Annotated in this window: 10 protein-coding genes; 8 read left to right on the top strand and 2 right to left on the bottom strand. The window is 71.2% G+C overall.

Annotated elements, in window-relative coordinates; genetic code table 11:
• Nucleotides 1-2: 2 nt before the first annotated feature.
• Complete coding sequence (locus tag J2S22_RS22270) at nt 3-1,985, bottom strand: alpha-1,4-glucan--maltose-1-phosphate maltosyltransferase (RefSeq protein WP_272777417.1); 1,983 nt, start codon at nt 1,983-1,985, stop codon at nt 3-5.
• Between the two features lie 303 nt (nt 1,986-2,288).
• On the opposite strand from J2S22_RS22270, the gene J2S22_RS22265 reads away from it, so the two are divergent.
• Both J2S22_RS22265 and malQ read left to right on the top strand, forming a co-directional pair.
• A complete protein-coding gene (locus tag J2S22_RS22265) occupies nt 2,289-3,785 on the top strand; it encodes an alpha,alpha-trehalose-phosphate synthase (UDP-forming) (protein WP_272777418.1) in 1,497 nt (498 codons plus the stop codon).
• Between the two features lie 57 nt (nt 3,786-3,842).
• A complete protein-coding gene (malQ, locus tag J2S22_RS22260; RefSeq protein WP_272777419.1) occupies nt 3,843-5,819 on the top strand; it encodes a 4-alpha-glucanotransferase in 1,977 nt (658 codons plus the stop codon).
• A gap of 71 nt (nt 5,820-5,890) precedes the next feature.
• Here the strand turns inward: malQ and J2S22_RS22255 are convergent, their stop codons facing one another.
• Complete coding sequence (locus J2S22_RS22255; protein WP_272777420.1) at nt 5,891-6,865, bottom strand: sugar-binding transcriptional regulator; 975 nt, start codon at nt 6,863-6,865, stop codon at nt 5,891-5,893.
• A 178-nt stretch (nt 6,866-7,043) separates the two neighbouring features.
• On the opposite strand from J2S22_RS22255, the gene phnA reads away from it, so the two are divergent.
• The 6 genes from phnA to J2S22_RS22225 are packed head-to-tail and all read left to right on the top strand — an operon-like array spanning nt 7,044 to nt 14,557.
• Nucleotides 7,044-8,312 (top strand): phosphonoacetate hydrolase, encoded by a 1,269-nt coding sequence (gene phnA, locus J2S22_RS22250; protein ID WP_272777421.1) that lies wholly within the window; start codon nt 7,044-7,046, stop codon nt 8,310-8,312.
• Nucleotides 8,312-9,625 (top strand): alkaline phosphatase family protein, encoded by a 1,314-nt coding sequence (locus J2S22_RS22245; protein WP_272777422.1) that lies wholly within the window; start codon nt 8,312-8,314, stop codon nt 9,623-9,625. The genes phnA and J2S22_RS22245 overlap by 1 nt, the downstream gene beginning before the upstream one ends.
• Entirely contained in the window at nt 9,601-11,148 is a 1,548-nt protein-coding gene (locus tag J2S22_RS22240; RefSeq protein WP_272777423.1) for an ABC transporter substrate-binding protein, read from the top strand. The genes J2S22_RS22245 and J2S22_RS22240 overlap by 25 nt, the downstream gene beginning before the upstream one ends.
• 6 nt (nt 11,149-11,154) lie before the next feature.
• Nucleotides 11,155-12,036, top strand: a complete 882-nt coding sequence (locus J2S22_RS22235) for an ABC transporter permease (RefSeq protein WP_272777424.1) — start codon at nt 11,155-11,157, stop codon at nt 12,034-12,036.
• Nucleotides 12,033-12,959, top strand: a complete 927-nt coding sequence (locus J2S22_RS22230) for an ABC transporter permease (RefSeq protein ID WP_272777425.1) — start codon at nt 12,033-12,035, stop codon at nt 12,957-12,959. The genes J2S22_RS22235 and J2S22_RS22230 overlap by 4 nt, the downstream gene beginning before the upstream one ends.
• A complete protein-coding gene (locus tag J2S22_RS22225; protein ID WP_272777426.1) occupies nt 12,956-14,557 on the top strand; it encodes a dipeptide ABC transporter ATP-binding protein in 1,602 nt (533 codons plus the stop codon). The genes J2S22_RS22230 and J2S22_RS22225 overlap by 4 nt, the downstream gene beginning before the upstream one ends.
• The last annotated feature ends 16 nt before the right edge of the window (nt 14,558-14,573 follow it).

Raw genomic sequence — 14,573 nt, 5'->3', positions numbered from 1 at the left:
GATCAGGCGACGCAACGCATCAGCACGGCGGGGTCGCGGTCCGGATCGATGGCGAGACGTACGCCGCCCCACTCGACCAGGCGCCATTCGCCCGTCACCAGGTTCTCGACGGCCCGCACCGGACGGCGCGCGCCTTCCGGGCCGATCCGCATGTCGCCGAAATGAAGCCAGACGTCGTGCGGTCCCGGCGCGAGCGCCACGGCGACCGCCACCACGTTGTCGTGGGCGACCGACTCCTTGACGAACCCGATCACGTTGGGGCTGTCGACCTGTGCGAAGCCGAAGTTCGCGGTCTGCTGCAGGGCCGGATTGGCACGCCGGATGGCGTTGAGCTGGGCGATGTAGCCCTTGATGTTTCCGGGCGCGTTCCAGTCGCGCGGCCGGATCTCGTACTTGTCCGAGTCGAGATACTCCTCCCGTCCGGGTGCGAGCGGCGTGTGCTCGAGCAGCTCGAAGCCGGCGAACACACCGTAGCTGCCGGCGAGCGTCGCGGCCAGCGCGACCCGCGACATGAACATCCAGCGTTCACCGCCCTGTAGATGAAAGGGCAGGATGTCGGGCGTGTTGACGAAGAAGTTCGGCCGGAAGTACTCGCGCTCGGGATGCCGGGTCAGCTCGGCCATGTAGGCGGACAGCTCGTCCTTGCCGGTGCGCCAGGTGAAGTAGGTGTAGGACTGCGAGAATCCGAGCTTGGCCAGCGCCTTCATCACCTTCGGGCGGGTGAACGCCTCGGACAGGAAGATCACGTCGGGAAAGCGCGTCTGCACCTCGTGGATCATCCACTCCCAGAACGGGAACGGCTTGGTGTGCGGATTGTCGACCCGCACGATGCGAACGCCCTGCTCGGCCCAGAACTCCACCACGTTGCGCAGCGCCTCCCACAGAGCGACACGGTCGGCGCAGTAGAAGTCCGGATTGGTGATGTCCTCGTACTTCTTCGGCGGATTCTCGGCGTATTTCATCGAGCCATCCGGCCGCCACCTGAACCACTGCGGATGCTGCCTGATCCACGGATGGTCGGGCGAGCACTGGGTGGCGAAGTCGAGCGCGATCTCGAGCCCGTGCCCGCGGGCCGCGGCGACCAGCCGACGGAAGTCCGCGAGCGTGCCGAGCTGCGGGTGGACGGCGTCGTGGCCGCCCTCGGCGCCACCGATCGCATAGGGGCTGCCCGGATCGCCCGGCTCGGCCTTCAGCGAATTGTTCTTGCCCTTGCGATTCGTCACGCCGATCGGGTGGATCGGCGGGAAATAGAGGACATCGAAGCCCATCGCAGCGATATCGGGCAGTCGGGCGATGACGTCGTCGAACGTGCCGTGACGGCCGGGATCGTCGGTCTGGCTGCGCGGAAACAGCTCGTACCATGCGCCGGCGCGCGCCCGCGCCCGCTCGATCATCAACGGGTAGGCCTGACTCCAGGTGAGGTCGGGGCGCGGCTCGACCGCCGCCATGGCGGCGGCGAGCTCCTCGGCGAGCAGCGGCCGCGCGTCCGCGGTCGTGTCGAACCGGTTCAGCGCCGCCTGCAGACGGCCGGCGGTGTCGCCGGCGCGCGGCAGTGCCGCGGCCACGAGCTCGCGGCCTTCCTTCAGCTCCAGCGTGATGTCCAGCCCCGCCTTCTGCTTGGCGAGCGTGTCGCGACGCCAGGTGCCGAAGGCGCTCGTCCAGGCTTCGATCGCGAACGCGTGGCGGCCGAGCTCGATCGGCACGAAGGTGCCGTGCCAGCGGTCGTTCTCGACCGGGACCATCGGTGCCGTCCACCAGCCGCGCTCGCCCTCGCGCCGCCAGCGCAGCGCGGCCGCCGTCACCTCGTGGCCATCCCGAAAGATGTCCGCCCACACGTCGACAGGCTCGCCGACGATGCGCTTCACCGGATGCCGGCCGGCATCGACGGTCGGGTACACGTCTTCGATGACGTAGCGGCGACCATCGACGTCCGAATCGAGCGGAGTCGCGTCCAGGGCCGAGGTAAGGCGCGGATCGTGCGTCATGTCCCGAATGATTGCTGTGCCGGTGCTACCCGACGGTAAACGAAAACAAATCAGGGGCGTTCCGGTTCCATTTGGAGGCCTTCGCGAAGCCGGCGCGGAGCGGCCGGTGCCGCGTCCGCCACGCCTTCGAAGCATCGAATCCCGTGTCGATCTTACCGGCGGTTTTGCCCGAAATTCGACGGCGGCCTCGCGGAGGGGAACCCGGTGCATTCTAAGTTGTTGTTTCGAGGCGTGAACGAGGCGTGATGATGACCGTGACCGGCTGCTCCGCCGGGTGCGAGCCGGCTGCGAGGAGGATTGACCGTGGACATCGTCGTGGTTTCCAACAGGGTGGCGAGAGCCAAGGCGGACGAGCCCATGACGGGCGGCCTGGCCGCGGCTCTGCTGCCGGCCGTGACGGATTCGGGAGCCATCTGGGTCGGCGCCAGCGGACGCACCCGCGACGCCTCCGCCAAGGAGCCGTTCGTCGAGGTGGAAGCGCTCGGCAAAGGTGCACTGGCGACACTCGACCTGCCGACAGCGCATTATCGCGGCTACTACGAAGGCTTCTCCAACTCGGCCTTGTGGCCGGCCCTGCATTCGCGTCCCGACCTGATCGACACCAGCCCGCAGGATTACGCCTCCTATCGGGAGGTGAACTGCATCATGGCGCGCGCGCTGCTGCGCTTCTGCCGCGGCGAGGCGATGGTCTGGGTGCAGGACTATCATTTCCTGCCGCTCGGCGCCGAGCTCCGCCGGCTCGGCGTCTCCCAGCCGATCGGCTTCTTCCTGCACACGCCGCTGCCGGGCCGCGACACGCTCGTCGCCGTCCCGCATCATCGCGAGCTCGTCGAGGCGATGCTGGCCTATGATCTGATCGGCTTCCAGACCGACGACTCCCGGCGCAACTTCGAGGACTATCTGAGGCGCGAGCTCGGCCTCGCCGTCACCGGCACGGTGACGGCCGGCGGGTCCGGCGCCGGCACGGTCGTGCGCTCGCGTCAGGGCGAGACGCGGCTCGGCGCCTTCCCGATCACCATCGACACCGAGCTGTTCGCCAGCCGCGCCACCAGGGCGGCGGCCCGCCCGGAGGTGTCGCGCCTGCGCTCGAGCCTGCACGGCGCCAAGCTCGCCATCGGGGTCGATCGCGTCGACTACTCCAAAGGCCTGCCGAACCGCATCCGCGGCTTCGCGGCGCTGCTCGATAGCGAGCCGTCGTTCCGCCGCGGCGTGACGCTGATGCAGATCGCGGTCCCGTCGCGCGGCGACATCCCGGCCTACAAGGCCCTCAAGTCGGAGATCGCCCATCTGGTCAGCGACGTGAACGGCCGGTTCGGCGAGCCCGACTGGACGCCGATCCGCTATCTCAACAAGGGCTACGCCCAATCGACTCTGGCCGGCTTCTACCGGACCGCCCATGTCGGTCTGGTGACGCCCCTCGCCGACGGCATGAACCTGGTCGCCAAGGAGTATGTCGCGGCCCAGAATCCGTTCGATCCCGGCGTGCTGGTGCTGTCCGAGTTCGCCGGCGCGGCGCGCGAGCTCGACGCGGCGCTGCTCGTCAATCCGCACGACAACGCGGCGATCGGCGCGGCGATCGGCCGCGCGCTGACGATGTCGCTCGAGGAGCGCTGCGAGCGTTTCGAGGCCAACATGAAAGTCTTGCGTGCGTCGTCGGTCCAGCTATGGTTCGCGGACTTCGTTCGCACGCTCGACGACTCGGCCTACATGGCGCTGCCGGTCGTCTCCCAGCTCCCGACGGTGCCGGCGGCCGGACCGCGTGGCGTCGAGGCGCCGGTGGTGCGGTTCGAGCGCCACTGATCTGACGCTACGGGCTGGACGGACCGCCACGGGCGAGCACGGGACACGTCGACCGCGATGAGTGAGGGCGAGCTGAGCCGCCGGGCCGAGACCTTCGGGGTCGAGACGAGCTATTACGATGCACGTGGCACGCTGCGGGAGGTGGGCGACGACGCGGTCGGCGCCATCCTCGACGTGCTCGCCCGCAGCGGCCCGCCGCCGGGTGCCGAACCGCACGTGCATGTTCGCCGCCGGGGCCGGATCGAGCCGATCTACGGCGTGTGCGGCGACGGCACGGCATGGAAGCTGACGCGCGGCAACCGCACCGTCGCGTCGGGCACCTGCGAGCACGGCGCCGTGGTGCTGCCGGAGAAGACCAAGGTCGGCTCCTACCGGCTGCTGCTCGACCCGGCGGGCGAGCGTCCTCAGGCCGTGCTGGTCGCGCCCGAGGCGGCATGGCAGCCCAAGACCTTCGACAAGGGCGGCCGCGTCTGGGCGCTCGCCGTGCAGCTCTACGGCGTACGTTCGGAGCACAACTGGGGCATCGGCGATTTCTCGGATCTGCGCAGCCTCGTGCGCATCGCCGGCTCGTTCGGCGCCGCCGGCGTCGCGCTCAACCCGCTGCACGCCATCACGCTCGACGATCCGGGGGCGATCAGCCCCTATTCGCCGACCAGCCGCCTGTTCCTCAATCCACTCTACGTCGACGTCGCGGCGATCCCGGAGTTTCCGGGCCTCGCCGCCGCCGGCCTCGCCGACGAGGTGGCGCGTCTGCGCTCCACCGCGCAGGTCGACTATGCCGGCGTCATCCCGGCCAAGCTGAAGGCACTGCGGCTCGCCTTCGAGGCGTTCCGCGAGCGCGGCAGCGCCGAGCGGCATGCCGACTTCGCGGCCTTCAAGAGCGAGCGCGGCGACTGGCTCACCGGCTTCTGTGCCTTCGCGGTGCTGCGCGCCCGCTACGGCGGACCGTGGTGGATGTGGCCCGAGGAGTGGCGGGCACCGTCGCGCGACACCCTGACGAGGCTCGCGGCCAGCGACGCCGCCGAGATGGAGTTCCATGCCTTCGTGCAGTGGACGGCCGATCGCCAGCTCGCCGCCTGCAGCACCGCCGCCGCCGAGGCCGGCATGCCGGTCGGCCTCTATCTCGACGTCGCCGTCGGCGTCGCGGCGGACTCGGCCGACGTCTGGTCGAACCAGGGCGCCTATGTGCGCGAGCTCTCCGCCGGCGCGCCGCCCGACCTCCTCAACACGGCCGGACAGGACTGGGGCCTCGCCTCGTTCAACCCGCGTGTCCTGATGGAGACTGACTTCGCGCTGCTGCGCGAGACGCTGCGCGCCGTGATGCGCCACGCCGGCGCCATCCGGCTCGACCATGTTCTCGGCTTCAACCGGCTCTACATGGTCCCGCACGGCTTCAAGGCCGACCAGGGGACGTATGTGCGCTTCCCGCTCGAGGCGATGCTGGCCGTCGTCGCGCAGGAGAGCCAGGCCGAGCACTGCCTCGTCATCGGCGAGGATCTGGGCACCGTGCCGGACGGATTCCGCGAGACGCTCGCCGGCTGGAACGTGTGGTCCTACCGGATCATGCTGTTCGAGCGGGCGTGGGACAGCGACAGCTCCTTCAGCCCGCCGCACGGCTATCCGGAGCAGGCGCTGGTGTCGTTCTCGACCCACGACCTGTCGACCTTCTCGGGCTGGATGTCGGGCCACGACCTCGACGTCAAGCACGGGCTCGGCATCGATCCGGGAGAGACCGAGGACGCCCGTCAGCATGCCCGCCAGATGATCGCGGCGGCGCTGCGCCACGAGGTCGGCGCCGACCACGTGTCCTTCGACGGCGTCGCCCGCTTCCTGGCCCGCACGCCGGCCCGGCTGCTGGTGGTCGCGGCCGAGGACGCCTTCCAGGTCGCCGACCAGCCGAACGTGCCGGGCACCATCAACCAGCACCCGAACTGGCGCCAGACGCTGCCGGTGCGGCTCGAGGATTTCTCGTCGGACCACCGCCTCGTCGAGATCGCCCGCATCCTTCGCGAGGAAGGCCGGGCGTTCGGCTGACGGTCGCGGCGCTTCCCTTTCCGTTCGTGGGCGCCGCGGACCCTTCCTCCGGCCTTCGCGGCGGCAGCCCGTCACCGCAGAAGATTTTGCGCCGCCGCTTCGTCGGTGATCAGCACGTGGACGAGCCCGGCCGCGATCGCGGCGCGGATCACCGGCGCCTTGTGCCGCCCCCCGGCGGCGAGGACACGCTGCGGCACCCGCCGCAAGGCGTCGAGATGCGGACGGATGGTCCGGTCGGCGATCGGATGATCGACCGGGCGGCCGGCCGGGTCGAGATAGTGGCCGCAAATCTCGCCCACGGCGCCGGCCTCGCGCAGTGATCGCCACAGGTCGCGGGAGATCACGCCGTATTCGAGCGCCTTCGACCGTGCGGTCAGGTCGATGGCACTCATCAGCGCGAGGTCGAGCGTCTCCACCATGGCGAGGACGCGTCGGACCGGATCGCTCTCCACCAGCGCGTCGCGCAGCGCCTGGGTCTCGGTATACATCGGCGCCGTGACGTAATAGCAGGTCGCGTCGAGCGCCCGCGCGAACGAGGCGGCGTTGTCGTAGGGGTTGATCGCCGTGCTCTCGGCGAGCCCGCCGCACAGCAGCACCACGGTGTTGCCCTGCCCGACCCGCCGGGCGAGATTCTGGGCCGCGGCGTGGATGGTGCCGCCCCAGTTGATTCCAAGCGATCCCGACGGCGGGAGCCGCTCCGAGATCCACCAGCCGGCCGCCGCGCCGACCACCGAGCGCACGTCGGTGCCCTCCGCCGGCGACGGTACGACGACGGCCTCGCGGAGGCCGAAGCGTTCGACCAGCCGGCATTCGAGCGCGACGCAGGGCGCCACCGGACCGGCGATGGTGATCTGCACGAGGCCGGTGTCGCGGGCGTCGCTGAGCATGCGGTTGACCCGCTTGCGGGTGAGCCCGAGGCGCTGGGCGATGGCGTCCTGGGTTTGCCCTTCCTTGAAGTAGTACCAGCAGATGCGCGCCGCCAGCGCCGCATCGAAAGGCGCCTCCCCGGACTCGAGCGCCGTCACCTGTCCCACACCGACTGCCATGCCGAAGTCCCTACTGCCGTTTCGCCCCCGACGTCCCGTCGCGGCCGACCCGGCGCAACCATCCCGGGCCGGCGGAGTCGCGTCAAGAACATTTGTGCCGCCTGCGTCACATATGTGTCTTCGGCCGGGCGTATAGGCGACGACACGTTGCTCACGATGCCGCCCGAGAGGATCCGTCTTGCCCCCTGCCGCCGCTTGTCCGTCCGCCCCGCCCGACGCCGTGGAGGTCAACGGCCGGGTCTATGCCTGGCCGCGCCGGCCCACCGTGGTGGTCTGCTTCGACGGTTGCGACCCGGCCTATGTCGACGCCGCGCGCGACGCCGGTGCGATCCCGACGATGGTGCGGATGGCGCAGGACGGGTTCTACGGCATCGCCGACGCGGCCATGCCGACCTTCACCAACCCGAACAACGTCTCGATCGTCTGCGGCGCGCCTCCCGCCGTGCACGGCGTCTCCGGCAACTACTATCTCGACCGCGCCAGCGGCCGCGAGATCATGATGCTCGACGCCTCGCTGCTGCGGGCCCCGACCGTCCTGGCGCGCTTCTCGCAGGCCGGTGCGGCGGTCGCGGCCGTCACGGCCAAGGACAAGCTGCGGAAGGCGCTCGGCCACGAGCTCGACGGCATCGCCGTCTCGGCCGAGAAGGCCGACGCCGCGACGCTCGCCGAGCACGGCATCGCCGACCTGACCGCGCTGGTCGGCCGCGCCACGCCGGACCAGTATTCCGCCGACCTCTCGCTCTACGTGCTGGACGCCGGCATCCGGCTCCTGGAGACGCGCCGTCCGGACCTCCTCTATCTGTCGCTGTCCGACTACGTTCAGCACAAGCACGCGCCCGGCACGCCGGATGCGAACGCCTTCATGGCGGACGTCGACTCCCGCTTCGCCCGGCTGATCGATCTCGGCGCCACGCTGGGCGTCGTCGCCGATCACGGCATGACGGACATGGCGCGGCCGGACGGAACGCCCGCCGTGCTCTATCTCGGCGACCACCTCGACGCGGCGTTCGGCCACGACGCGACCCGCGTGATCTGCCCGATCACGGATCCGTTCGTGCGCCATCACGGCGCCCTGGGCGGCTTCGTGCGCGTGCATCTGATGCGCGACGACCTCGACGCGGCGACCGTGGCGGCATTCGTGCGCGCCCTGCCCGGCGTCGAGCACGCGCTCGACAGGGACGAGGCCTGCGCCCGGTTCGAGCTTCCGCTCGACCGCGAGGCCGACATCGTCATCGTCGCCGCACGCGGCACCGCGATCGGGGCGCGCGCCGCCGACCACGACCTGTCCCAGCTCGCCGGCGAGCGCCTGCGCTCGCACGGCAGCATCGCCGAGCAGCGGGTGCCGTTCCTGCTGTCGCATTCGCTGGTGCCGGCGTACGAGACGCGCGCCGAGCTGGGCCTGCGCAACTTCGACATCTTCGACTACGCCCTCAACGGGGTCGCGTGATGCGCCGCGTCGTCCTGGTGATCCTCGACGGGCTGCGCCGCGACTTCGTGACGGCCGAGCACACGCCGCATCTCGCGGAGTTCGCGACGCGGGCCGAGCGCTTTTCCGGCTATCGCTCGGCGTTCCCGTCGGCGACCCGGGTCGTGTCCGCGACGCTCGCCACCGGCTGCTGGCCGGCGCGCCACGAGCTGCAGGGCAACTCGCTCGCCTTGATCGAGGACGGCGCCCTGGTGCCGCATGACGCCGGCCACCCGGACTTCCTGCAGCACAAGCGTCGCGCCACCGGCCGCTCGCTCGCGGTGCCGACGCTGGCCGAACGGCTCGCCCCGCACGGCGGCGCCATCGTCTTCAACAACGTGTCGCCGGGCGCCGCCTATGCGCACGATCCGGATGGGCACGGCCACGTCTATCACCGCGTCGGTGCGTTCGGGCCGGGCCGCACGCCGCTGCCGGAGTCCGAGCAGCTCCGCATCACCCTCGACGCCGCCGGCGACCGCGCCATGACCGACCGCTTCACCGCCGAGGTCCTGACCGCGCGACGGCCCGCCCTCGCGGTCCTCTGGCTCGGCGAGCCCGACCACATCCAGCACGGCGCACCGCTCGGATCGCCGGAGCATCTCGATGTGCTGCGCGCCGCCGACCGCAACGTCGCCGCCGTGGTGCGCGCCGTCGACCGGTTGCGCGCCGCGGGCGACGACGTGCTGCTGATCGTCGGCTCCGACCACGGCCACCAGACGGTCGGCGGCATCGTCGACATCGACGCCGCGCTCGTGGCCGCCGGCCTGAAGGAGAGCGCCGCGTCGGGCGACGTTCTGGCGATCTCCAACGGCACCTCGGCGCTGATCTACGTCCATCCCGAACACGATGCGCGGCGGCCGCGGCTCGACGCCTTCTTCCGGACGCAGCCCTGGGCCGGCACGGTCCTGACCGCCGAGGAACTGGCGAGCGTCGGCCAGGCGCCGCGGCACGGGCTCGCCTTCGCGATCTCGATGAAAGCCGACGATACGCCGAACGAATTCGGCGTGCCCGGAACGAGCATCGCGGCGAAGCCGCGCGACGGCAAGCCGGACCGGCTCGGCTGCGGCCAGCACGGAGGGCTCGCGGCCTTCGAGCAGTCCCCTGTCCTGATGATCGACGGCCAGGGGTTCTCGCCCGGCACCGCGCGGCCCGACCCGGTCCGCATCGTCGACGTCGCTCCGACCGTCCTGCGCCATCTCGGCGTCGACCATGCCGGCATGGACGGCCATCCACTCCAGTCCTGCGCGTTTCACCCGAAGGAGACTCTCACGTGCGAAACGATACTGGCCTCGTGAATCGCCGCCATCTCCTCGCCGGAACGGCCGCGCTCGGCCTCGCCGCCGCCCTGCCCGTTCCGGCCTTCGCGGCCGGCGAGCCGCGCCGCGGCGGCGTGCTGAAATACGCGACACTCGGTCTCGACACCTCCGATCCGCATCGCCATGTCGGCAGCATCGGGGTGCAGCAGCTCTATGTCGAGGCGCTGACCTCGATCGGGCCCGACGGCGGCGTCGAGCCGTTCCTGGCCGAGTCGTTCGACGTCTCCGAGGACGGCAAGACCTACCGGTTCACGCTGCGCCAGGGCGTCACGTTCCACGACGGCGAGACGCTCACGGCCGAGGACGTGGTCGCCAACATCATGCGGGTGAAGACCCGCATCTCCGGCGGCTGGCTCGCCTCCGCCATGAAGCTCCTCGACTCCGCCACGGCGCCCGATCCGCGCACCGTCGTGGTCTCGCTGAAGCAGCCCTACGGTCCGCTGCTCGGCCTGATGTCGGAGCTGTGGATCGTGTCGCCGAAGTCGGAGGGTTGGGACGCGACCATCAAGACGCCGATCGGCACCGGGCCGTTCCGGTTCGGCACCTGGCAACCGAAGGTGAAGCTCGTCGCGCCGGCCAACACCACCTACTGGCGGGCCGGCATGCCGTATCTCGAGGCGGTCGAATGCGACCTGCGCGACGACGTCGACAAGGGGCTCGCGCTGCGCGCCGGCGACCTGCACGTCGCCAATGTCTCGCGTGACGTCGCGGCCCAGCTCGCCAAGTCCCAGGACATCGCGGTCAGCCGGCTGAAGGACACGAACTGGTACTTCCTGTCGTTCAACAACCGCAAGCCGCGGGCGCCGTTCGACGACCTGCGGGTCCGTCGCGCAATCGCCCATGCGATGGACAAGACCGCGTTCATGCGCTTCGTCGCCGGCGACTCGGGCGTCGTCACCAACCAGATGGTGGCGCCCGGCAACCTCTATTTCGACCAGGCGCAGCACGACGCCGACCTTCACGCCAAGCCGGATCTCGACAAGGCGAAGGCGCTGCTCGCCGAAGCCGGCGTCAAGCCGGCCGAGGTGAAGATCGAGCTGGTGTCCTGGCAGGAGAGCTATCCGCAGGTCGCCGTGCAGATGCTGCGCCGGCTGGGCTTCCAGGTGAACCACGTCGCGCTCGACGACATCGGCACCCAGAAGCGGCTCGGCCAGTACGACTGGGACGTCACCGTCATCCATTCGGGTCCGCGCGCCGACGTGTTCCTGCGCTATGTCCGCCTGATGAGCGACGGCCCCAACCCGGTGCTGTGGGGCGGCGTGCAGGATCCCGAGTTCGACCGGCTGGTGAAGGACGCCGTCGCCGAGCCGGACGTCGCCGACCGCAAGGCGATCTACACCAAGGCCTGGCAGCGCGTGCTCGACAACTACTATACGGTCGTGCTCGGCCACGCCGCCGAGCCGATCGCCTTCCGCCGCCAGGTGCAGGGCTACGAGCCGGGCTTCACCTGGTCGCCCAACTGGGCGAGCGGCGGCGTCGCGAAGACCTGGCTCGCCGGCTGAGCACCCGTGTCGCTCGCCTTGTCGTCCGCACCGCTCCGCGAGAAGCGCGCCGGCCGATGGCCGGTCGCGGTTCTCGCGGCCGGCGCCACGGTCGTGGCCATCGTGGCCATGGCCGCGATCGCGCCCCTGGTCGCGCCGTACGACCCGCTCGACCAGGATCTGCTCGCGCTCAACCAGGCACCGGACGCGGCGCACTGGCTCGGCACCGATCATATCGGCCGCGACGTCCTGTCCCGCCTTCTCGTCGGCACCCGCACGACGCTGACGATCGGCTTCGGCGGGGCCGCCGTCGCGCTGGCGATCGGCGGCGGTCTCGGCCTCGTCGCGCTGGCGCTCGGCCGGCTGACCGAGACGCTGCTGTTCGGCGCCGTCGATCTGATCCGGGCGATCCCGCCGATCCTGCTGGCGCTGCTGCTGGTCGTCGCCCTCGGCGCCGGCGCCGGGCCGGTGGCGATCGCGCTCGGCCTCTCCTACGCACCGTTCTTCGCCTATGTGGCCCGCGCCGCCTGGCATCGCGAGATGGCGCAGGACTACGTCACGGCGGCCCGGACGTTCGGGGGCGGCCCGCTGCACGTCCTGCGCCTGCATGTCCTGCCCAATCTCGCCGGCGCACTGATCACGCAGGCGGCCATCGTCCTGCCCCGCTGCATCGTCACCGAGTCGGTGCTGAGCTTTCTCGGGCTGGGCTCCTCGCCGGACGCGCCCACCTGGGGCCGCATGGTGGCCGATGCGAGCCGCACCATCGAGATCGCCCCCCACGCCATCGTGGCGCCGGTGATCGCTATCGTGGTCCTCACCACCAGCCTGTCGGTGATCGGCGACGACCTCCGTCGTCGTTTCGACCCGCTGCGCCACGCCCGCGCGACGCCCCCGGAGGTCGAGCCGTGAGCCGCCTCGCCACCGACACCCTCGCCGCCGTCGCGCTCCGGCTCGCCAAGATGCTGCTGCAGGCCGCCGCCATCGTCGTGCTGGTCTTCCTGCTCGTGCGGGTGGTCCCAGGCGACACCGTCGACGTGCTGGCGGCCCAGGGCGACCTCACCGAGGCCCAGCAGCAGGCGATGCGGCACGAGCTCGGCCTCGACCGTTCCGCCGGCGCCCAGCTGGTCGCCTGGAGCGCCGCCGCACTCTCCGGCGACTTCGGCCAGTCGATCCGGTTCCACCGGCCGGTCGCCGACATGCTGGCCACCGCCCTGCCGACCACGCTGACCTTCGCCAGCCTGAGCTTCGCGGTCGGCATCGTGATCGCCTTCACGATCGCGATCGCCGCGGTGACGTCCGGCACCGGCAAGGCGGTGGCACTGGTCGACGCCGTCAACATCTGGTCGATCGCGTTTCCGACCTTCTGCGTCGGGGTGCTGGGGATCCTGATCGTCTCGGTCTGGCTCGGCTGGCTGCCGGTGCTCGGCAGCATGGTGCTGCCGGTGGTGATCATCGGGATCGACAATGCCGGGCAGATCGTGAAGCCCCTCCACGAGGAGCTGCGCGAGGCGACCGCGGCCGCGCATGTCCGCACGGCCCGCGCCAAGGGCCTGCATCCGATCCGGGTGGTCGTCGTCCACCTGCTGCCGACCGCCCTGCCGATCGCGCTGACGCTGTCGGGGCTGGTGCTCGCCGGCCTCGTCGCCGGCACGCTCACCATGGAGGTGCTGTTCGGCCTGCCGGGGATCGGCAGCCTGCTGCTCAACGCCATCCACGGCCGCGACTACCCGGTCGTGCAGGCCGCCATCGCGGTGATCGTCGTCGCCCTCGTCGCGATCAACGCCGCGACCGACATCCTGCATCGCCTGATCGATCCGAGGGTCTCCGCATGATCGAGCCGACCGAGCCGCTCCTCTCCGTCGAAGCCCTGTCGGTCGAGGCGCCGCACGGCCCGCTGGTGCGCGGCGTGTCGTTCACGGTCGGGCGCGGCCGCACGCTCGCGCTGGTCGGCGAGTCCGGCTCCGGCAAGTCGCTGACGGCGCTCGCCACCCTCGGCCTGCTGCCACCCGGACTAACGGTCGGTTCCGGCACCCGCGCGCGCTTCGACGGCCGGGCGCTCCCGCTCGGCGACGAGCCGGCGATGCGCTCGCTGCGCGGCCGCCGCATCGCGATCGTATTCCAGGATCCGATGGCGTGCCTCAACCCGTTCATGCGGGTCGGGGTCCAGATCGGCGAGTCGCTGCAGCGCGCCGGCGTGCCGCGCGGCACCGCCCGTCGCGACCGGACGCTCGCACTGCTGCGCGAGGTGGAGCTGGCCGACCCCGCCTTCGCACGCCGCTACCCGCACGAGCTGTCGGGCGGCCAGCAGCAGCGGGTGATGATCGCGATGGCGCTCGCCGGCGCCCCCGACCTGCTGATCGCCGACGAGCCGACCAGTGCGCTCGACACCAGCGTGCAGGCCGAGGTGGCCCGCCTCCTCGCCCGCCTGCAGGAGCATCGCGGGATGGCGATGCTGTTCATCACCCACGACCTCGCCCTGGCTCACCGGCTGGCCGACGACATCGCGGTGATGCGGGCCGGCGAGATCGTCGAGACCGGGCCGGTCGCCCGGGTGCTCTCGTCGCCGCGGCTCCCCTACACCGAGCGGCTGGTGTCGGCGCGCCGCCGGCTGCTGTCCCCTCCTCCGGCCGCGCCGGCGATCGGGGACGAGGACGCGCCGCTCCTGGCGGTCGAGAATCTCGCTGTCGACTATCCCGGCCGCGGCCTCTTCGCTGCGCCGGTGCGGGCGCTCGCGGGCGCGAGCTTCACGCTGGCGCGCGGCCGCACGCTCGGGGTGCTCGGCGAGTCCGGCTCCGGCAAGAGCACGCTCGCCGCGGCGATCGCCGGCCTGCGCCGGCCGGCCGCGGGGCGCATCCGGCTGCCCGGCTGCACCCTGACGCCCGAGCGCCCGACGATTCCGCCGGCGCGGCGCCGGGCCTGCCAGCTCGTCTTCCAGAACCCGGCCGGCGCCCTCAATCCGCGCCTCACCATCGCGCAGCTCGCCGGCGAGCCGCTCCGCCTCTCCGGTGTCGGTCGGACGGCGGCGCGCGAGAAATCGGCCGAGGCGCTCGCCGCGGTCGGTCTCGATCCGGCCGTGCTCGACCGCTATCCGCACCAGCTCTCGGGCGGGCAGCGCCAGCGGGTCTGCATCGCCCGCGCGCTCCTGTGCGACCCGCAGATCCTGGTCTGCGACGAGGCGGTGTCGGCGCTCGACGCCACCGTCCAGATGCAGATTCTGGTGCTGCTGAAGGAGCTGCAGCACCGGCACCGGTTCGCCATGCTGTTCGTCGGCCACGATCCCGAGGTGGTGCGGTGGATCGCCGACGAGGTCGTCGTCGTGCACGGCGGGCGTATCGTCGACCGCTGCGCCGCCGCCGATCTCGACGGCGACGGACGGCATCCGCATACGCGAAGCCTGCTCGCGGCGCGCTTCGATCGCGCGGCGGCCTAGCTTACCGGCGCGGGAG

This window comes from Rhodoplanes tepidamans (assembly GCF_030813915.1).
Classification (GTDB): domain Bacteria; phylum Pseudomonadota; class Alphaproteobacteria; order Rhizobiales; family Xanthobacteraceae; genus Rhodoplanes; species Rhodoplanes tepidamans.
This window is presented reverse-complemented; position numbering and strand designations above follow the sequence as displayed.